We start from the raw sequence: 20,059 nt of genomic DNA, 5'->3' as shown, positions 1-20,059 counted from the left end.
CACCGTCTTTCGAAACGGTTCCATTGAGTGAACATTTTGTGTGCCAGCGCCTCAATCCGGTTTGTCACCTGGGGCTCGGTAGCGCCGTCGATCGCCGGGTCGGTACACCCGCACGCCGCCGTTAGGGCTCTTGTGTTGGGTTGTGCCGCCAAAGATTTCGATGCGCGTCGTCGAGGCGGTCAAGGTGTGCAGGGCGAGTTTGATCTCTTCGAGTTCGTCGTGGGTGTGGCGCTCGCACATGGTAACCCGATGGGCCTCGAAGTCGTCGCGGTAGGAGAAGCGGCTGGTGAAGCGGAGTGGATTGGGGAAGCGGTCGTTCGCGAGGCTGGACCACAGCGTAGCGAAATCGTCTGGCTTCCAGGTCTATTCAGCCAACACACGGCCCACGACCGGACCCAACCCGGTCCCAAGCTCATGGCAAACCGGTGGTCCCTTCAGTATGGGACCACCCGTTTGCCACTGATGGGACTGTCGCGGGTTCTCGACGGTGTCCAACCTTCGGGTGATTGGAACCGGGGTGCGGTGAGGTAGCGGCTCCAGGTGGCTGCGGCCTCGGCGGCGCTTCGTGGTGGTGACGGGGTGATAGCCGAGGGCATCGGCGACGACCGGGCGGGCATCGGCTGGACATGCTGGCGCATGGCCGATGTCCGGCCCGGAACGTTCGAGACGCCAAGAGCTTTCAGCAGGCCGCCCATAGTCTCGGGGTGCATCGGTTGTCCGGCTCGCCGGCCAGGGAACAGCCAACGAGAATCGCGGTTGGTGGCGGTGTTCATGTTGGTGCGGTTGTCGATCCAGGCCAGCAGGATTTCCGCGACCGGTTCCGGGACCGGTGACGGAACGTGGATTCCCTTGCGGCGCTGAAGGAACGGGGCCCGGCGAAAGCCGGAGACCGGTGACGTAGAACACTGGTGACGTAGCGATGTTTGGAGCCTGCAGTATTCGTCATACTTCTTCTGACTTCTGCTGAGCTCGTGCGGCCAGGTAGTCGGTCCAGTCCCGTCTTGTCCGGTTGGCCCACGGCGCAGCTTCCCGGCTCCCGTACGGAACCTGGGGTACATCGTTCGCGTCTTGGCCGATGACTCCGGTTTGCGCCTAAGATTCGTCCGATGACGACTTCCAGCCATCGATCGGGCCGGGCTCCGCACGGTTCACCGATCGATATCGACGGTCCGCGAATTCCGTTGTACGCAAAGGAGTTTGCGAAGGACCCGCACAGCGCCTATCGAGCGATGCGTGAACAGTACGGGTCTCTGGTTCCGGTGGAGTTGGTGCCCAGCGTGCCTGCCACGCTGGTGATCGGCTACTACACTGCGGTGCAGATCTTCAGCGATCCGGAGCGGTTTCCGGCCGATCCGCGTACCTGGCAGCAGAACGTCGCTGCGGATTGCCCCGTGCTTCCGCTTATGCAGTGGCGGCCGAACGCACGGCGTAATGACGGCGTCGCACACGCCCGGTATCGGCAGGCCATCGTTGCGGGTCTCGCGGATGTCAATCCGTACAGCGTGCAAGGCACCGTGGAGCGGGTCGCTGTTCAGCTGATCAACTCGTTCTGCGAGGACGGATCCGCGGACCTGATCCGGCAGTACGTTTTTCCGCTCACGTTCGCCGTGCTGAATGCTCTGATGGGGTGCCCGACCGAGATCGCGCAGCGCGCCGCTGCCGGGATGGCGGCGATGTTCGAGGGCGTCGATGCGGAGCGCGGAGGCAAGGTTCTCATTGAGTCGTTGCTGGAGTTGATCGATCTCAAGCGCACCGAGCCCGGCGATGACGTGACGACCCGAATGATGCGGCACCCGACCGATCTGAACGAGTCCGAGATCGTGAATCAGGTGGCCACGCTCTACGGGGCAGGCATCGAACCGCTGCAGAACTTGATCGTCAATGCGCTGCGCGTCATCCTCACCGACGAACAGTTCGGGGACAGCGTCGTGGGCGGAAGCCTGTCGACCCGTGACGCTCTCGACGCAGTCTTGTTCAATGATCCGCCGATGGCCAACTTCTGTTTCACTTTCCCGAAGCAGCCGATCCTCATCGATGACTTCTGGTTGCCTGCCAACCAACCCGTCGTCATCAGTTTGGGGGGCTGCAGCACAGATCCGGTGATCGGCACGGACCAGCACACCGGCAATCGTTCTCACCTGGCCTTCGGCGGTGGGCCGCATTTGTGTCCGGCCAGTTCGCTGGCCTACCTGATCGCTCAGGACGCCATCGACCAGTTGCTCGACGGCTTGCCCGAGCTACGTCTGGGAGTGCCGGCCGCCGAGCTGACTTGGAGGACGGGCGCATTCCATCGTGCACTGACTGCCCTGCCCGTCGTCTTCCCGGCGTCGCCTCCGCTTACGTCGGCGTAGCCGTTATCCTCTGCGCAGCCGGGCGACGTTGGTGAGCCAGTCGTCGATGACCTGGTCGGCCAGGGTTTGATCGGTTCGCATGAGGCGGGTCAGTTCGAGCCCGAGAATAAGGGCCATCAGCGACTCGAATGCCGTACGCGCTGCTCCGGCATCGGGGATGCCCGCATGGCGGTGGAAAAGCGTCCGGAGTGCGGAGCCTAGTCTCTTCTCCGCCGGCAGCAGCGCGGCGCGCAGCTGCGGGTCGGTGCGGGAGGCGGCCCGCAGTTCGATGGCGGCCTGAAAGGGGGGCTGCCATCGCCGATCGGATCGCGTGCACCATCTGGTCCAGGGCCTCGGGTCCGTCGCCGAGGTCGGTAACGAGTTCACCGACATGGCGCAGGCGTATATCGGCGATGTGGTGGATCGCAGCGACGAGCAACTCCGATTTCGAGCCGAAATGGTGCAGCAGCGCACCCCGCGAGACCCCGGCCTCGTCCTGGATCCGTTGTGTTGTCGTGCCTGCGTAACCATGGTCGACCAGACATCTGATCGTGGCGTCCAGAAGGGCCTCATGCGTTCTCGCGTGTTGCTCTCTACGCGTCAGTCCTCTTGGTTCCAGGTTCACAACGGCCTGAGCTCGCCGTTGGCGATCTGATCGCGAAGCCGGAATTTCTGGACCTTGCCCAGGGCAGTCATCGGCCAGTTGTCGCCGACGAACCAGGACTTGGGGGTCTTATGCGGCGCGAGGCGTTCCCGCAGGTAGTCGTGCAGTTCGTCCGAGGCGGGGGGCTGCTGCGCCGGGTCGAGCCGGACGACGGCCGCCACACTTTCGCCCCACGCAGAGTCGGGCAGACCGAGCACGATCGCGTCGGTGATCGCGGGGTGCGCGGCCAAGATCTCCTCGATCTCGCGCGGATAGATGTTCTGCCCGCCACGAATGATCATGTCCTTCAGCCGTCCCGTGACGCGCACATACCCGCGTGCGTCCATGGTCCCGAGGTCGCCGGTGTGGAGCCGGCCGTCGGCATCGATCGTCTGCGCGGTCTCGGTCGGCATATCGAGATAGCCGATCATCTGCTGGTATCCGCGCGCGCAGATTTCGCCCTCGACCCCGATGGGCTGTACCGCGCCGGTACTGGGATCGCGGATGGATACTTCGACCTGGGGAAGCGGTTGACCCGCCGTGAACAGATTGTCGTCGCGGCTGTCCGTCGGGCGCGTCTGGCAGACGATCGGACCGAGTTCGGTCTGGCCGTAGACCGCGCTGGTCACGGCACCGCAGGCCTTCGCCCACCCATCGACCAAGGCGGGCGGGACCGCATCGCCTCCGGACATCACGACCTTCAGCGAACCGAGATCGAAACCGGCCAGCCCGGGATGCGCGAGCAGGGCGTGCAGCATGGCGGGCACGCCACCGAAGATCTCAGCGCGGTAATTCTGTATCGCCGCCAGCATCGTCGTCGGATCGAAGATCTCGGCGATGACCAGCGTGGCCCGCTGATGCACCGATCCCATCCCGGCCAGACCACAACCGGCGGTGTGGAACAGGGGCAGGGCGGTGGCGAACGTCGCCGCCCGCGCCTCAGTGCAGTGGTCGCGGACGAAAGCAGCATTGGTGACCATCGCCCGGTGCGAGAGCACCGCTGGTTTCGCGCGACCGGTGGTGCCCGAGGTGAACTGGATCTGGGTGGCGGACCAGGGATCGACAACCGGCAACTCGGCCCGCTTAGCGGTACAGCGCACCTCTTCGAGCCAACCCCCCAGGGCGGTGGCCTCGCGCACCACGGGCACCGCGGGAAGTACGGTTCGGACCAGCGCAGCCATATCGGAACCACGAAAGCTGTCGACGAAGAAGATGCCGACCGCGTGTGACCTGTCGAGGGCGTACTCGAGTTCGGGTCCGCGCAGTGCGGGATTGGTGGTCACGAGCACCAGTCCGCTGAGTGCGGCCGCGTACTGGAGCACGATCCATTCGGGGACATTCGGCGCCCATACCGCGACGTGTTCGCCCGGCCGGAAACGGTCGAGCAGCCAGGCGGCCGCACGCTCGGCATCGTCGCACAACTCTGCGTAGGTCCAGGTGCGGGCTTGGCGTTCCGGAGCAACCGATACTAGAGCGAGCCTGTTCGGGACCTCGGCGGCGGCCTGCTGCAAGAGTTCGCCCACGGGGATATCGAGGACAGGCCGGCTGGTATCCGCTGGCCACGAGGATTTGGTGAGCACCGTTATCGGCTCGCATCCGCCGCGGCCGCCTTCTCGTCGAGTTCTCGTTTCATTCGGCCGATTTCGTCCTCGGTGGGGATGTCGCCTCCGCCGTCGGGAATGAAACGGCCGCTGTCGCGCCACTGGACCGCGGTGCCGAAGCCGTGTTTCTGTGCGAAGTCGACGAACCAGCGACCTTCCGGGGAATGCCGGGTTATGCCGTCGAACAACACGGCGAGATTCTGGGTTGTCTGTAGGCCCATGTTGTCGTAGGCCTGATTGATCATCATCTTCTGCATGACCAGCTGGTTGATCGGGATGCCTGCCATACGATCGACGAGTTTTTCGACCGCGGCGTCAAGTTCGGCTGCGGGAACGGCGTCGATGACCAGCCCCCACTCCCGGGCCCGGACACCGTTGATGGTGTCGCCGGTGAGCAGCATGCGTTTGGCACGTTCGGCGCCGAGACGATAGACCCACATCGCGGTTGTCGGACACCCCCACACACGTGCGGGCATGTATCCGATCTCGGCGTCCTCGGCCATCACAACCAGATCGCAGGAAAGAGCGATATCGCTGCCACCCGCAACGGCGTACCCGTGAACCTTGGCGACAGTCGGCTTCGCCGATCGCCAGAGTGAGAAGAAGTGGTCGGTGTTGGCCTTCATCATCCGGAAGTCCTTGATCGGATCCCACACCGTGCCTTGGTGTTCCGCGCCGCCTTCGGCATAGAGCTTCAGGTCGTAGCCCGCGCAGAACGCACGCCCTGCTCCCTGGATCACAATGACGCGCACCGAATCGTCGGTATTCGCCTCGGCAACCGCGTCCTCGATCTCTCGGGCCATGTCGGCGGTGATCGCGTTCAGCCTGTCCGGGCGGTTCAAAGTGAGGTAAGCACGATACTCACGCACTTCGTAGTCGACGGTGTCTCCGATGAAAGTCATGTCGGCGTCCTAACCTCGGCAGCGATGGTGCCGAAACGTTTTCACAGTACATTTGGACTGTCAATGGATCTATCCCTGTAGCAACTGGGTTTGTGCGGTTTGCTCGGCATCGGTTCGTGCTCCCGTTCGTCCTGTGGATAAGGAAGGCTGGGAGCGCTTTTTGAAGATTCGGCCGGACAGCGTCGAGGGCGATGCGGAGGATCACGGCGAACTCATCCGGGCTGTACTGAATCCCCCCGGGTTCCGTGCACACCCGGTTATCTGTCACCAGCCGGTTGCTCGGCGTGGTGTGCCCCGGTCACCACCAGATCGGACGTTCGGCATCACTCGGCCGGTGGCATCCAGGCCAGCTGAATCAGGCCCTCGCAATTGCGCGTGACGTAGGTGCCACGACCAGGCGGTTTGATACCGGGTCGGGTGGTGCCGAAGAGCACGCCTTCGTCCTTATTGCAGCTCATGACTAGAGCGGCTGAACCGAGATCCTTCATGCGCGCCACCGTCGCTTCGTACATGGCCCGGCTGGCACCACCGGAGCGGCGCGCGATGATCACATGGAAACCGAGGTCACGCGCTAACGGCAGGTGGTCGACCAGCGCCGACATCGGGTTGCCGCTGGAGGATGCCACCAGGTCGTAGTCATCGACGATGACGTACAGTTCCGGGCCACGCCACCACGAGCGGTCACGCAACTGCTGCGGCGTGACGTCGGGTCCCGGCGTCCGCTGCGCGACATAGGCGGCGAGATCGGCCATGTACTGGGTGAATTGCGGTGCGGTGGAACCATATCCGGCGAGGTACCCGTCGGGCACGTGTCCCAGCATGGTCCGTCGGTAGTCGCCGAGGATGAAACGCGCCTGATCCGGTGTATTCGAGGCCGCGATGCTCTCGATGATCGACCGGAGCAATGTCGTCTTACCGCTCTCGGTATCACCGAGGACGATGAAGTGCGGGCTCTCGTTGAAGTCGAGGTAGACCGGCGCCAGCTCGGATTCATTGACACCGAGCGGAATTCGCATGCACTTGACTTCCGGGTCGACCTGCGCGGGCCAGTTCCCCGCGAGCTGCAGCAACTGCTCGCGCGGAAGCATTTCCGGAAGCATGCGGACCGCCGGTGCAGGCCGTCCCGGTGTCAAGCGGGCGATCGTCGCGACCGCATCGGAGACAGACTGCCCCGGGGTGGCCTGATCGGCACCCCCGTCGATCCGTGGCAGGCCGGTCAGCATATGCAGGCATTCGGGTGTCATACCGCGTCCCGGCCGCCCCAGCGGAACCAGCTGAGCGAACTTGCGGCCCAGCTCCGAATCCATCGGGTCACCGAGCCTGAGCTCGATAGAGGTGCCGATCTGGTCTTTGAGAGCGGGTCGAGCCTCCGCCCAGCGGGCGAGGGCGATGACCACGTGGACGCCGTAGGACAGGCCCTGGACCGCGAGGTTCATGATGGGCTGCTCGAGTGCATCGAAGTCATGGCGGATCGAGCCGAAGCCGTCGATGACCAGGAAGACATCGCCGAACGGATCCTCATGGGCCCCAGCGGCTCCGGGGCTGCTGGCCGGGTCCAAGGCGCGCAGGCGGCGGAATTCGGTCATCGATTCGATGCCGAGTTGCCGGAACCGCGCCTCACGCTGGCGGACGATGGTGGTCATTTCGGCAATGGTGCGGCGCACCTTGTCCTCATCCAAGCGGCTGGCCACCGAACCCACGTGCGGCAGACCCTCGAGACTGGCCAGGGTGCCACCACCGAAGTCGAGGCAGTAGAACTGCACCTGTTCGGCGGTGTGGGTGAGGGACAGTGCCATGATCATGGTGCGCAGGGCCGTGGACTTACCCGACCGCGGGCCGCCGACGACCGCGACATTGCCTCGTGAACCCGACAGGTCAACGACGAAGGGATCACGGCGCTGGTCGTAGGGGCGGTCGACGATGCCCATGGGGGCACGCAGGGTAGCGACGGCGGAGTATTCGCCGGTCAGCACGCTGCGCGGGATGAGCTGGTCGAGGGTCGGGGCCTCGTCCAGGGGCGGCAGCCATACCGCACGTGCCGGTGGCGCGCCCCCCTGCAGTTGTGCGACCAACGCCTCTTGGAGAGTCCGCTGGACGGTCGCGCCGGTGTCCTTTCCGAATTCGCCACGCTCTGGTCGCGACACGTGCGCGGCTCGAAGGCGAACCAACTCGGATTGGTCACATCTCAGGTACGCATGTCCCGGCGTGCTCGGCAGATGATGCGCATCCGGCACGCCCAATACCGCGCGCGATTCATTGGCCGAATAGGTCCGCAAGGCGATCCGATAAGAGAGGTACGACTCGAGCCCACCAAGCCGATATCCGTCGACTCGTTGCGTTGCCAGCATCATATGCACCCCGACCGAACGACCGAGTCGTCCGATCATGACTAGCACTTCCGTGAATCCTGGTCGCTGTGTAATGAGTTCGGTGAACTCATCCACCATGACGAGCAACAGTGGCAGGGGATCGAGCTCGGCACCCGCCGCACGCGCCGCCTCGTAGTCGACGGTGTTCGCGAAGTTCCCCGTCGAACGCAGCAACTCCTGCCGTCGCCCGACTTCACCCTCGATCGTCTCGACAAGACGATCGATCAGCGGAAGATCGACCTCCAGATTCGGGACAATCGCCGAAACATGTGGCAGCGCGGCAAACCCGTCGAACGCATCGCCACCTTTCGCGGAAATCAGTAGGAAGTTGAGCGCATCGGGCGGGTGGTTGAGCGCCAGACCAGTGACAATATTCTTCAACAACGTCGACTTACCCGATCCTGTGGCACCCACCACCAGACCGTGTCGCCCCATACCTCCCTCTGCGGGCTTCAGATCCAGCTCGACGGTTTCGCCCGTAGGTGTCACACCGATCGCGACGCGCAGCCGCTCCCGCCCCACCTTCGGCCGCCATGCCACATCGAGATCGACCCGGTCGTTCACATCCAGCCCGAACAGGTCGGCGAAGTCGACCTCACCCTCGAACGGCGAACGCCGCACCTCCGGACCGCCGACTGCGGTTCGGGCGCCGACAACCCGGCCCACCAGTTCGCCCGCGCCATCGGTCATCTCCATGCCCACCGAATCCGGTTGCAGCTCACGCAGATCCGGCATGGCTATGCGGAATGGCCGCTGCCCGTATAGCGCCCAGCCAGGCCCCTCGGGTAGACGCGCGGCACGCTCGGGATTGAGCCGCGATTCCACCGGTCGATGCAGCCGGAGTTCGATATGCGCGGGCAGCAGATCGGCCAACCAGTCCGGTATTTCGGTCCAGTCGCGAGCCGTCGCGACCAGATGCACGCCATATTCCGGCCCCGCACTCGCCACCTGTTTGATCCTGCTGTCGAGTTCGGCGATGTGCTCACGAAAGTCACCCCACCGATCGATCAGCAGGAATACATCGGCGACGGGTCCGTCGGTTAGCAGCGGCCGGGCCGCACGCAAGCTGGCAGGTGAATCGATATTGTTGTCGCGGTAGAGCTTTTTGCGAGTGCGGATCTCGGCGGCGACCTTCTCCAGCAGCATCAGCACCTGCTCGGGTTCGTCATCGCTTGCCACATCGGCGAAATGCGGCAGTGCGCTCATCGACCCCAGGCGGTTACTGGACTCCAGCACATAGATCTGCACTTCGTCCGGGGTATGCGTGAGCGCGAGTGATCCGGCGAGTGTGCGCAGCATTGTACTCTTCCCAGCCCCGGCACGGCCGATGACCAGCAGGTTCCCATCGGCACCCGCCAGATCCAGCCAGACCGTCTCCCCCTCTGCGCCGTCCGCGCGCCGCTCCAGACCGATCGGCACCTTCAGTCCGCCGGTCCCCCACCAGTTCCCGGCACGCAGACCCGCCACCGGATCTCGTTCGAGCCGGCCGAGCAATTCGCCGAGTTGGACTCGATCGCCCGCCTCGAGGATGCTGGAGTACTTCCGCCGGACCCGTGCGATGTACACCTCGTCCTTGAACACCCCGTAATGATTCGGTGTCTGCCTGCTCGTGCGGGCCCGCACATCGGCGCTGACATAGGTCCACAGATCGTGCGCTCCGATGAGTCCGCTGCCGTTATCGGCCAGGCCGGTGCCGATCCCCTTCACCAGCGCCGAAGTGAAGACCGACAGCGGGGCGGACTGATCCGCACTCGCCCGTCCGTCCTCGGCGGTCTCGATCGCACTGGACGCGGTCAGCACGCAAATGCCGTCTCCCGCAGAGAGTTCGCGGCCGATATCGTCGATATTCGGCGCGGACTTGACCACATCCGGGCCGAGGAACGCGCCACTGTAGCAGCAGTCCAGCAGAATGATCTTCGCCGCCGCGGCCGATTCCCTGATCAATTCCCGAATGAACGTCGAGGACACCGCCGTACTGCTGACCAACTGCGGATCGGTATTGCTGGTCGCCAGATACAGATTCTGCCTGGTTCGCAAGCCATGACCGGAGAAGTAGAAGAGGATGACATCCTCCGGCTCGGCCCCGCGGAACAACCGCTCGATGCTGCGTTCGATCTCGGCCTTGGACTCGTTGATCAAGAGCTCGGTCGGCCGGAAACCTCCGATCTCCGGGTCGCGCAGCAACTCTCGTAATTGATCGGCATCGGTGACCGGCGCGTAGAGCCGAGGCAGGCCCGTGAAGTGGTAGGTGTCGTTGGCGACGAACAGCGCCAACCGGCGTCCGGTCGGACTACTCATTGTCGAGCAGATCGCGAAGCTGATCGACGATCTTGTCGACCTGCCCGTCGCTCGCCCGGGCGATGGTGACCTCCCGGTCGCCATTTCTTACCGTGACAGAACCGGCCCTGGTGCGGTCGAGAAACCTAATCACGATGTCCCGTATCGCCCATGCCGCGGTGCCGATCGCACCGCCGGAGGCCACCAGCTGGCCGACCTGCTCAAGCGTCCCGGATTTCACACCATCGCCCGCGGCCGCCGTCGCACGACGTACGACCAGACCCCTGATCTCGCGCAGATCGGCCTGTAGCTCATCGGCCAGTTCGTCGAGCCACTCGGCATCTCGTCGACCGCCGGAATTGATAACCAGCACAACATCGGCCATGGCCCGCCGCCCCTCCTGTCGACTCACGCGCACGGTGGTCCAACAACTCTAGCCAGATATCCGACCGGAAAGGCGAAAAGGGGCGGCCTCATCTGGAGACCGCCCCTGTTCGGACAGCGACTACAGCATGCAGGAGACGCAGCCTTCGACTTCGGTTCCCTCCAATGCCATTTGGCGCAGGCGGATGTAATAGAGAGTCTTGATGCCCTTGCGCCAGGCGTAGATTTGGGCGCGGTTGAGGTCGCGGGTGGTGGCGGTGTCTTTGAAGAAGAGGGTCAACGACAAGCCCTGGTCCACGTGTTGGGTGGCGGCGGCGTAGGTGTCGATGATCTTCTCGTAGCCGATTTCGTAGGCGTCGTCGTAGTACTCGAGGTTGTCGTTGTCGAGGTAGGGCGCCGGGTAGTAGACGCGGCCGATCTTGCCTTCCTTGCGGATCTCGATCTTCGACGCCACCGGGTGTATGGAGCTGGTGGAGTGGTTGATGTAGGAGATCGAGCCGGTCGGCGGCACCGCCTGCAGGTTCTGGTTGTAGATGCCGTGCTCCATGACCGAGGACTTCAGCTCACGCCAGTCGTCCTGGGTCGGGATGTGTACTCCGGCGTCGGCGAAAAGCTGCGCCACCCGTTCGGTCTTCGGCTCCCACACCTGCTCGGTGTACTTGTCGAAGTACTCCCCCGACGCGTACTTCGATTCAGGGAACCCGCCGAAGTAGCTGCCGCGCTCCTTCGCGATCAGGTTCGAAGCCCGAATCGCGTGGTACACAACGGTATAGAAGTAGATGTTGGTGAAGTCGATGCCCTCGTCGGAGCCGTAGTGCACCCGCTCACGCGCGAGGTATCCGTGCAGGTTCATCTGCCCGAGGCCGATGGCGTGCGAGGAGTTGTTGCCCTGCTCGATCGACGGCACCGAGTAGATGTGCGTCTGATCCGACACTGCGGTCAGCGCTCGGATCGAGGTCTCGATGGTCTGCGCGAAGTCGGGTGAATCCATCGTCTTGGCGATGTTCAGCGAACCGAGGTTGCACGAAATGTCCTTGCCCACCTCGGCGTAGGACAGATCGTCGTTGAACAGCGACGGCGTGGAGACCTGCAGGATCTCCGAGCACAGGTTCGAGTGGGTGATCTTGCCTGCGATCGGGTTGGCCCGGTTCACCGTGTCCTCGAACATGATGTACGGGTAACCGGATTCGAACTGCAGCTCGGCGATGGTCTGGAAGAACTCGCGCGCCTTGATCTTCGAGTTGCGGATGCGCTTGTCGTCGACCATCTCGTAGTACTTCTCGGTGACATCGATATCGGCGAAAGGCTTGCCGTAGATGCGTTCCACGTCATACGGCGAGAACAGGTACATGTCCTCGTTCTTCTTCGCCAGCTCGAAGGTGATGTTGCGACTTCGCTCCACGCCCAAGACGGGGTTCCGGTAGCAACGGCGGAAAATCCAACGGATTTGCCCGGTTTGCCACGGGTAACGGCCTGTTACCCGGTCGCGACGCCAGAACCGACCTGCGGCAACACCTCTGGCCTAGCCCGAGTTTCCGGGTTATGGACTAGAGCAGACTCAATACCGTTGTAGTGCTTCACTATTGGGTCAATATTGCGTATTACCCAGTTGTCGTCGGCCCCCTTGTGTCAATCGGAGCGGAACAGGTACCGTTCCTGGGTCGCCACCTGGGCAAATAGGAAGTCGCGACAGTTGGAGGCTGACCTGCGCCAACGCCGGTCTGGGTAATACAGCCGCCATCGACTGAAAGGGGTGCTGACCAGCACGAACAGCACTGGTCAGCGACCTAACCCGGAAACTCCCGCTAGTGCGCGAGACCCTGCTATCTGCGGCACGCCCGGGCCCTGACCAGGGGATACGTCCATATCCGTTGTTTTTTGCGCCGAAGCTACCGGGACCCCCACTCACGCCGACATGAAATCACCGGCCGGACAAGCTGATTCCGCTGGTCGGCTTAGCGCCACTTTCCTCGCGGATGCTAACCCCCGAGGTGGACTGGTTGCGTCGGTGCGCGGACTGGCTGGCCCAACTGGATGCGGCGGGTATCCGCCCGCGGTCAACCTGCGCCCGGCCGCAGACTGGCCCGTCACGGCCCACGTCGCTGTCTATCTCGCGCGTGTGCGGGCGGTGTTGGAGCGCATCGCCGCCGACGTGGATGAACTGGCCCGTGCCCGCCGGGTCCGCTGACCTGGACACCGCGGCGGTGCTGCCCGATGGGCGCGCAGAGCACCGCCGTCGCTTGGCCGAGTTGGATCTGGGCTTCCGCGACTTCTGCACCCGCCAACGCCTGCCCGCCTCGTCCACGCTGCAGCTGGAACGGGCTTGGGACGCCTGGCAGACCGAGCGGCACCAGCGTGGCGAGATCAACCAGCGGCCTGGCTACACCGACAACCCATTCCGCCCACGCTGACCACCGGTGCGACAGACCGTCGAAAGCGTGGAGCCGGACTTCTTGCGGTCATTGCCGGCGGCGATGTCGAGGGCGAAGGTGCGGGCGCCGGAGTCGTAGCGGGGTGATCGAATGGCGTGCTGGCACACTGGCTATGCAGATATTTCGCGCCGTTTCTACCGGAACCCCCACCTCACCGAAGCGCAACCTGACGCCATGTCGGCTGCCAGGTAGAAGGGCTGGCAGCCGACAGCTGTTGCATTCCATTGATACACAAGGTAATTCAGTACCTTGACCACGTCGGACGGGCGGGCTGGCCGACTCCCGTACCGGGCGAATGGACCGTCGGTCTCCAGCAGAACTCGCTCAGCCGGAAGATGCGGGAGCAGCGCGATCGTCTTCTTCGATCTGATCATGGCAGGGCCACCACCACATCCGCATCGAGTAGTTTGCGGGGGTGGTTGCTCGCGGCCACCCACGACAGCGTCGCCGAACTCAACCTGACGCCGCGTCGATCACCGCCCGCGACCAGTCGATCAAACCTTCACCGCCCAGCTTCTTCGTCCAGCACGGTGTGGTGTAGCCGCCGCCACACACCGGCCTCGGTCCACACCGAGAACCGGCGATGCGCTGCTCTCGGACTTGCGGACCGGCCTGTTACCGCGACGGTGCGGCGGAGCTGTGCTCATCGATGTCGAAGAGTTCGCCAATCAGTCCGCCGAGGAAGCGCCGGTGTTGTGAGGAGATTTCGGCTGCGGCATCGCTGTCGCCTGCCGCACACAACCTGATCAGGTTGTTGTGGTGCTCGAGAGCGTCCTGCCAGCCGCGCAGGCTGGAGAACTTGCGATAGTAGATCCGGTGGATCTGCGGGTGAACCTGCTGGATGAGCCGCTTGAGCAGGGGATTACCGGCGGCATCGACGATCACGCCGTGCAGGATGTCGTCGGCGGCGAGCGCTGCACCGATATTGTCGGCCTTGATCGCCTGCGCGAGATCGTCATTGGCGGTGCGCATGAGAGCGATCATGTCGGCAGTGAGGTTGGGGACCCCGGTCCTGACGGCCAGCTGGTCCAATACCTCCAGGACAGCCAACGTCGATTCGACGTCCGCGCGGTCCAGCGGAGTGATTCGGGTAAATGCGGCGGGTTTGGCCTCGACCAGTCCAGTGTCGATCAGCCGAGCCAGGGCCTCACGAACCGGGGTCCGGCTCAGGCCCAACTGGTCGGCCAGATCACTGTCACGAACCTTCGATCCAGGGGCGAGCTCACCGGTGACAATCGCGTCGCAGATCCGATCGAACGCGACATCGCTCATGCGTCGCCGCTCCACCCGGTCACCCAACATATTGGATACTGTACGTCCGGCAAACCCTCGAGGTACGCAGGGGATCGAGTGACGCACATCCAATATATTGGATGTGGTGTACTGTTCGACGCGCGTACCGAATCGAATACGCGCAGCGGGACAGCTGAGCGAGATTCGGATCCGGTCATCCGGTACAGCACCGGCATTCCGGATCCAGCACTGCCGAGAGGAAAGAAGACCGAATGACCCGTACGTCCTCGCCACAGACCGTCGCAGTCCCGGCGATCCACGCTCGCTCCTGGCTTCTGGTCCCGGGTTCGCGCCCGGATCGGTTCGACGACGCCATGAATTCGGCAGCCGACGCCGTAATTTTCGATCTCGAGGACGGTGTGATCCCGTCCGCGAAAGGTGCAGCCCGCGAGCATGTCACCGAATTCCTCGAGGCCGGCGGCGCCGGGTGGGTGCGCATCAACAACGTCACCACCGCGGACTGGAGCATCGATCTCGCGGCGCTTGGCAACATTGCCGGTCTGAGCGGCGTGATGCTCGCCAAGACCGAGTCCGCGGAGCAGGTCGATCGCACAGCCGCCGAACTCCCCGGCATCCCGGTTCTCGCCCTGGTCGAGTCGGCACGGGGCATCGAATTCGCCTTCGATATCGCTTCGGCCGATGCCACGATCCGATTGGCCTTCGGCACAGGCGATTTCCGCCGCGATACCCACGTCAGCGCGGACGCCCTGGCCTATGCGCGCAGCCGTCTCGTCGTCGCCAGCCGAGCTGCCGACATCGCGGGGCCGATCGATGGACCATGCGTCACCGGCCCGACGGAACTGCCGTCGGAGCTGGCGGTGACGAAGTCGATGGGGATGAGCGGGAAGCTCTGCATGCACGCCCGCGATACCGCGGTCGTCAACCGTGCGCTGAGCCCGCAACCCGATGAGGTCGCCTGGGCGGCGGAAATCATCGAACGACTCGGGGCCGCGGGCGAGAACGTCGCCGACGGTAGCGATCTGCCCAAGCTCGCCCGCGCCCACCGAATCAACCATATGGCCGGCGTCTTCTCCAGAACTTGATCAGCGCGGAGTTGGCGTGCCCGTCCCGGCTGGGGTCGGTTGAGCGGCGTGGGTACCGCGCTGCCGAGTCGGAATCCGGTCGCCACCTCCAACAGCTCGGCGGTGAGTTCTTTCGAGCACCAGCGGGATGGCCAGACTGAAGGTCGGGGCCGCGTCGTTCCAGGGCATGCTCTCCGCCCGCAACCTGATGGCGATCTAGGAGACGATAGCTTCGAACAGTCGCGAAGACTCGGCTAGACGCGACACCCTCAATCCCACGAGCCATTCGATCCAGACAAACCTTCGGTTACCCTGCCGCCGCACTGTCCCAACGAGCGGGCTGCTTGATTGCGGTCGGTTCATAGCTGGTAATCGGCTTCTATCACCAAATGCCCGACGGAAAACCGCAGGTCAGCCCCGTTCCCATGTTCACAGTGCCCCGCCGAGGGCGCGGACCTGGGACGGGCACACACCAGCGCATCGAGCGGGTGCGACGGTCAGCACCCCGCTCGATATCCGAGAGGTTGACCCCGAGTGCGGTTTTCGTTCGGCGATGGTGTCACTCGATTCCCTCGCAGCGTCCGAACTTCGCCGACTACCGAGGACCTCCATCGGCGATCAGTCGCACAGCACCCTTGCTGGCGAGGAGATCTCGCGCGGCGCGGCGGCCAGTAGCGAGCAGCAACAGCGCGGCGACGGGTCCTTCGATGGCGAGCCCGTCGCCAGCAGTCCATCCCACATCAGTTGCCGCGAGGCGATACCCGGTCAACTTCTTGCGGGCATCGAACGGAGCACCCATAGTCCAGACTCGTTCGAGAGCCAATCGTGCAGCGTCGATAGGCATTTCGCGGGCGATGCCGAGTGGAACCGCGATGTCTCGGCCGTGCACGAGCAAATCCATCAGCCGGTCGGCAGGGGTGGTGCCGACCACAGTCGGCCGATCCCAAACTCCGGGTAACTCCCGCGAATTGAGCCGAATCCCAAGTGCGTCTCTGCAGTTGGAACACTGCCGTTGCCAAGATCTCCTTACCGATGATTTCCTGATTTCCTTAGCTTGTCTTTAACCTCTGGCGGCGCGCCGATGGTGCGCTCAACCGGGGTCATTGTGGGCTTCTGATGCCGAAAATGTTGGTGTTGTGGATGTTTCGTTCGCATCAACAGCGCGTCGGCGTGACATGAGGCGGCCACCGCCGCCCTCCGAAAGGCGATCGCCGATTTGTCACTGGAGCTGCATCAGGCACACGAGGAACTCGCCGAGATGGGCAACGTGACCCGACTCCCGACAGTTCACTCCCACGATTCATAGACCCCCCTCTGCTATCCGCCGTTTGTGTCGGACCAACTGTTTACTGTTGCGAGCGCAGCCGAGCCGTCCAAGGAGCGCAGATGAGCACAAGACCGCAAACAACACCGATCCTTTTTCTCAGCGGTGCCGGGCTTCCAGCCTGGATCTGGGACGACGTTCGAGCGTCCCTGCCCGTCGAATCGGTAGTCGCTGTCTACCCGAAGCGGGGCGACGCGACCCTCCACGACTACGCCGACACCGCTCTGGCACAGGCACCCGACGGGCCATTCACGATCGTGGCTCACTCGATCGGCGGCGTCGTGGCCAGCGAGATCACGGCGATCGCACCTGAGCGCGTCGACGGCCTGCTCGGCGTCGCCGCTTCGGTGCCCGCCGCCGGAACGTCATTCCTCGGCGCACTGCCTGCGCCACAACGCTTTGTCGTCGGCCTGATCATGCGGCTCGCCGGAACCCGACCTCCCGAGAAGATGATTCGCTCCGGGTTATGCGCGGGGCTCGGCGACGCCGATATCGCGCGCATCGTTTCGGACTTTGAACCGGAATCGCAGCGCCTCTATCGAGACGGCGTGTCGCCGCGCACACTTCCGGCCCGCAGCGGATACGTAATGACCACGATCGACCGGGGGTTCCCCATCGCGTCGCAACGAAAGTATGCCGCCGAGCTCAACCCAAAATTCCGCCGAGAGGTGCCGACCGGGCACCTGCCGATGCTGCAGGATTCAGCGTCACTGACGCAAATCCTCCAAGAGTTCGCGGCCGGGGCCTGAACCCTGCCGCAAACTTCTGTCGCTGGATTCGAGCAGCATACCCATCCGACAGATCCAATTCCGACACTCGGCTTGCCTAGTGAAGGATCTGTACGCCGCGATCCGCCGTGATTCGCGGGCCGGGATGTCGGGTCGTGAGGGACTGGTCGGCGCTCGCCGAGTGGGCGACTCCGTGGGTGCTGTTGTCGGACACGTCCCCGCGTCCCAACGCCACTCCAGCAGGCGATCCGCGAGTACGGGAGCATCCGCAACGTGCCCTGGGACGTGTACGCGAAACTGTGCGGGATCGAAGACGACGCACTCGTGATGACGATCGACCGTACAGGCCGCGACACCGACGAGGCGCGTGAACGTAACTCTGGCTCGATGGGAGTCACTCCCACCGAGCCAGGGGCCTTACTACTTGCACGCGCTACGAAGCTTGGTCGGCTAGAACAGCGCGAGTAGCAGCTACCCAACCAGCCTAACACCTACCGGCGTTTCTCACGCATGATGTCTTCCGACCTGGCCGCGCGACCGTACTTCGGCCAGTCCGATCCGCAATCAGGAGATGGTCGACCTCGGCGCCGATGTGTGTGTCGGGTTCCCGATCGGTGAGGAATGGCACAATCAGCCCGCACAAACCACCCGACTTGCCGCCAAGCCCAACCGCTCAACTGCGCGGCATTGGGGTTAACCCCGAGTGCGGTTTTCGCTGCTGAGCAACCATGCCTGCTTTTCGAGCACATTGATGACGGCGTGCAGTAGGTCCGCCGTGGACGGATCTTCGGCATCGGTGTCGTCGTGCACCGGGCGCAGGGTCGCCACGGCCGCGCGAATCTGAGCGGTGACCAGGTCCGCGACGACGGTGGTGTCTTGTTCACCGGCCGGAAGGACCGGCAGCGCAGTGGTCGATGCGACCGTCTGTGGCCGACCGTCGGGAACGGCGTCCAGGCGCACATGCGATCGGCGATGGTGTCACTCGATTCCCTCGCAGCGTCCGAACTTCGCCGACTACCGAGGACCTCCATCGGCGATCAGTCGCACAGCACCCTTGCTGGCGAGGAGATCTCGCGCGGCGCGGCGGCCAGTAGCGAGCAGCAACAGCGCGGCGACGGGTCCTTCGATGGCGAGCCCGTCGCCAGCAGTCCATCCCACATCAGTTGCCGCGAGGCGATACCCGGTCAACTTCTTGCGGGCATCGAACGGAGCACCCATAGTCCAGACTCGTTCGAGAGCCAATCGTGCAGCGTCGATAGGCATTTCGCGGGCGATGCCGAGTGGAACCGCGATGTCTCGGCCGTGCACGAGCAAATCCATCAGCCGGTCGGCAGGGGTGGTGCCGACCACAGTCGAGCGAAGGCCGATGCTGTCGCGTAGCTCGCTGAGCAGCTGCGCTGTCGTCGTGTTCTCGGCGTGGCGGATAGCGGTGTCTCGGATTGCTCGGTCCAGGTTCCCGCGAGCGCGAATCAGGTTGACGAGAATCCAGCCCACGCTGGGGCGTGCGGACACAGCGCCCACGACTCGCTCGTGGGGTTCTGGCGACACATGCTCACCCCCATACCGCCGGAAATGTTCGACGGGTTCATCGCGATGAACGTGCCGGACCTGCCGCACGATCCGGCACCACACCAAGTCGTGGCCTACGCCGAACTCGCCACACTCATCACCGATCCCGCGCTTCGCGCCGTGATCTCACGCCAGCTGTGGCGATCCAACCAGACACGGATCCGCCACAAGCAAGCGCTCCTCACCGGAGTCGCCCAAGCATACGAGTCCGCCAGCCACCTCCTCCTCGCCCATGAGCAGCCTCGGCCCGGCCCCGAACTCGACCAATTCGTCGACGCCCACGCCACCGCCCGAGGCGAACGCGACACGCCACAGTTCCGACAGCAACTCCTGGTCGGCGCCGCCGACACCGACTACCGCATCCGCTAATACTGGAGCCTCACTGGCGAGTTCACCGGCACCCCCACAGTCGGTGCTGCTGCCGACTGGCTGTACGAGGCGCTCAAACGATCCGCCACCCCGGCATCCGCGCTCACATCATGACCGCACCGTCGGGTCTTCGCCGCGCGCAGGTACGCGTCGCGCGTCGCGCGGGACGGGGTGGTCTGGATACAGAGTCATCACAGTGTTGAGCGAGACGACCGCGCCGAACCAGAACATCGCGACGGCCGCGCCAAGGGTGTAACCGCGCGCGGCCACCAGCGCGGGCAAGCAGCACCGGGGTACCGCCGGATCGCGCGTAGCGGCGCTCCCACCACCAGAACACCACCAGCATGGCCAGCGATCCCGCGACAAAGACCACCGTCCGGCCGCTCCCAGCCGACGACACCATCGGCAGCAGCAACAGCAGAGTCGCCGCCGCGAGAACTACGAGGCCTACGACGTCGAACCTGACAGCGGCGCGCACCGATTGGTCTCGCCGCAGCAGCACCGCGCCGCCGACAAGGGTGAGCAGTGCGAACGGCACGTTCAGCAGCAGCACCAGCCGCCAGCCCAGGTCCGGTTCGGCGGCCCCCTGGATCGTGCCCGCCGCGATCGGCCCGACCACCCCGGCGAGCCCGCCCGCGACACCGTAAGCCGCGAATGCCTTCGCCCGGCCGACACCGGTATATCGGTCGGAGATGATGCCGAGCCGGTCGTCGAAGGTGTGCATGCAGCCTTCAATTCCCCTCGCCCACAGGGTATTTCCCATGGCTCGAGCTGATCCCAACCGTTGACACCACCCGCGCCGAGCGGGAATCGTGC

Annotated in this window: 15 protein-coding genes and 3 pseudogenes; 6 read left to right on the top strand and 12 right to left on the bottom strand. The window is 64.2% G+C overall.

Features of this window, described 5'->3' with window-relative positions; all coding sequences use genetic code 11:
• Positions 1-51: 51 nt before the first annotated feature.
• Entirely contained in the window at positions 52-240 is a 189-nt protein-coding gene (locus tag ACV7NQ_RS28630) for a hypothetical protein (protein WP_463362447.1), read from the bottom strand.
• A gap of 866 nt (positions 241-1,106) precedes the next feature.
• Between ACV7NQ_RS28630 and ACV7NQ_RS28625 the strand changes: the two genes are divergently transcribed.
• Positions 1,107-2,351, top strand: a complete 1,245-nt coding sequence (locus tag ACV7NQ_RS28625; RefSeq protein WP_463362446.1) for a cytochrome P450 family protein — start codon at positions 1,107-1,109, stop codon at positions 2,349-2,351.
• Between the two features lie 463 nt (positions 2,352-2,814).
• Here ACV7NQ_RS28625 and ACV7NQ_RS28620 read toward each other — a convergent pair.
• The 6 genes and pseudogenes from ACV7NQ_RS28620 to ACV7NQ_RS28595 form a co-directional block, all read right to left on the bottom strand.
• A pseudogene (locus ACV7NQ_RS28620) lies at positions 2,815-2,955 on the bottom strand (TetR family transcriptional regulator); the annotation flags it as partial.
• A complete protein-coding gene (locus tag ACV7NQ_RS28615; protein WP_463362445.1) occupies positions 2,952-4,496 on the bottom strand; it encodes an AMP-binding protein in 1,545 nt (514 codons plus the stop codon). The pseudogene ACV7NQ_RS28620 and the gene ACV7NQ_RS28615, both read right to left, overlap by 4 nt.
• Before the next feature lie 59 nt (positions 4,497-4,555).
• Positions 4,556-5,476, bottom strand: coding sequence for a crotonase/enoyl-CoA hydratase family protein (locus tag ACV7NQ_RS28610; RefSeq protein ID WP_463362444.1), 921 nt, complete (start codon positions 5,474-5,476; stop codon positions 4,556-4,558).
• A gap of 323 nt (positions 5,477-5,799) precedes the next feature.
• On the bottom strand, positions 5,800-10,143 hold the full coding sequence (gene eccCb / locus ACV7NQ_RS28605) for a type VII secretion protein EccCb (RefSeq protein ID WP_463362443.1): 4,344 nt from the start codon (positions 10,141-10,143) through the stop codon (positions 5,800-5,802).
• The gene (locus ACV7NQ_RS28600) at positions 10,136-10,507 is read right to left on the bottom strand and encodes a hypothetical protein (protein ID WP_463362442.1); all 372 of its coding nucleotides are present in this window, start codon (positions 10,505-10,507) and stop codon (positions 10,136-10,138) included. The genes eccCb and ACV7NQ_RS28600 overlap by 8 nt, the downstream gene beginning before the upstream one ends.
• 120 nt (positions 10,508-10,627) lie before the next feature.
• Positions 10,628-11,893 (bottom strand): annotated as a pseudogene (locus tag ACV7NQ_RS28595) (class 1b ribonucleoside-diphosphate reductase subunit alpha); the annotation flags it as partial.
• 621 nt (positions 11,894-12,514) lie between these two features.
• On the opposite strand from ACV7NQ_RS28595, the gene ACV7NQ_RS28590 reads away from it, so the two are divergent.
• Both ACV7NQ_RS28590 and ACV7NQ_RS28585 read left to right on the top strand, forming a co-directional pair.
• A complete protein-coding gene (locus ACV7NQ_RS28590) occupies positions 12,515-12,694 on the top strand; it encodes a hypothetical protein (RefSeq protein ID WP_463362441.1) in 180 nt (59 codons plus the stop codon).
• Entirely contained in the window at positions 12,675-12,917 is a 243-nt protein-coding gene (locus tag ACV7NQ_RS28585) for a hypothetical protein (RefSeq protein ID WP_463362440.1), read from the top strand. Before ACV7NQ_RS28590 ends, ACV7NQ_RS28585 begins: the two co-directional genes overlap by 20 nt.
• Positions 12,918-13,553: 636 nt before the next feature.
• Here the strand turns inward: ACV7NQ_RS28585 and ACV7NQ_RS28580 are convergent.
• On the bottom strand, positions 13,554-14,210 hold the full coding sequence (locus ACV7NQ_RS28580) for a GntR family transcriptional regulator (protein WP_463362439.1): 657 nt from the start codon (positions 14,208-14,210) through the stop codon (positions 13,554-13,556).
• 233 nt (positions 14,211-14,443) lie between these two features.
• Between ACV7NQ_RS28580 and ACV7NQ_RS28575 the strand changes: the two genes are divergently transcribed.
• Positions 14,444-15,274, top strand: coding sequence for an HpcH/HpaI aldolase/citrate lyase family protein (locus ACV7NQ_RS28575; RefSeq protein ID WP_463362438.1), 831 nt, complete (start codon positions 14,444-14,446; stop codon positions 15,272-15,274).
• 574 nt (positions 15,275-15,848) lie between these two features.
• Here the strand turns inward: ACV7NQ_RS28575 and ACV7NQ_RS28570 are convergent.
• Positions 15,849-16,232: a maleylpyruvate isomerase mycothiol-dependent enzyme family protein gene (locus tag ACV7NQ_RS28570; RefSeq protein ID WP_463365854.1), complete on the bottom strand. Its 384-nt coding sequence runs from the start codon at positions 16,230-16,232 to the stop codon at positions 15,849-15,851.
• Positions 16,233-16,639: 407 nt separating this feature from the next.
• On the opposite strand from ACV7NQ_RS28570, the gene ACV7NQ_RS28565 reads away from it, so the two are divergent.
• Positions 16,640-17,326, top strand: coding sequence for an alpha/beta fold hydrolase (locus tag ACV7NQ_RS28565; protein WP_463362437.1), 687 nt, complete (start codon positions 16,640-16,642; stop codon positions 17,324-17,326).
• 672 nt (positions 17,327-17,998) lie between these two features.
• Here ACV7NQ_RS28565 and ACV7NQ_RS28560 read toward each other — a convergent pair.
• Together ACV7NQ_RS28560 and ACV7NQ_RS28555 are read right to left on the bottom strand one after the other, a co-directional pair.
• A pseudogene (locus tag ACV7NQ_RS28560) lies at positions 17,999-18,306 on the bottom strand (Dps family protein); the annotation flags it as partial.
• A gap of 13 nt (positions 18,307-18,319) precedes the next feature.
• Positions 18,320-18,817, bottom strand: a complete 498-nt coding sequence (locus ACV7NQ_RS28555) for a maleylpyruvate isomerase mycothiol-dependent enzyme family protein (protein WP_463362436.1) — start codon at positions 18,815-18,817, stop codon at positions 18,320-18,322.
• Between the two features lie 36 nt (positions 18,818-18,853).
• On the opposite strand from ACV7NQ_RS28555, the gene ACV7NQ_RS28550 reads away from it, so the two are divergent.
• Positions 18,854-19,243 (top strand): hypothetical protein, encoded by a 390-nt coding sequence (locus ACV7NQ_RS28550; protein WP_463362435.1) that lies wholly within the window; start codon positions 18,854-18,856, stop codon positions 19,241-19,243.
• Between the two features lie 103 nt (positions 19,244-19,346).
• On the opposite strand, the gene ACV7NQ_RS28545 is transcribed toward ACV7NQ_RS28550, so the two are convergent.
• Entirely contained in the window at positions 19,347-19,967 is a 621-nt protein-coding gene (locus ACV7NQ_RS28545; RefSeq protein WP_463362434.1) for a hypothetical protein, read from the bottom strand.
• Positions 19,968-20,059 lie beyond the last annotated feature (92 nt).

The sequence above is a fragment of the Nocardia sp. Tas62D01 genome, assembly GCF_055232035.1.
This window is presented reverse-complemented; position numbering and strand designations above follow the sequence as displayed.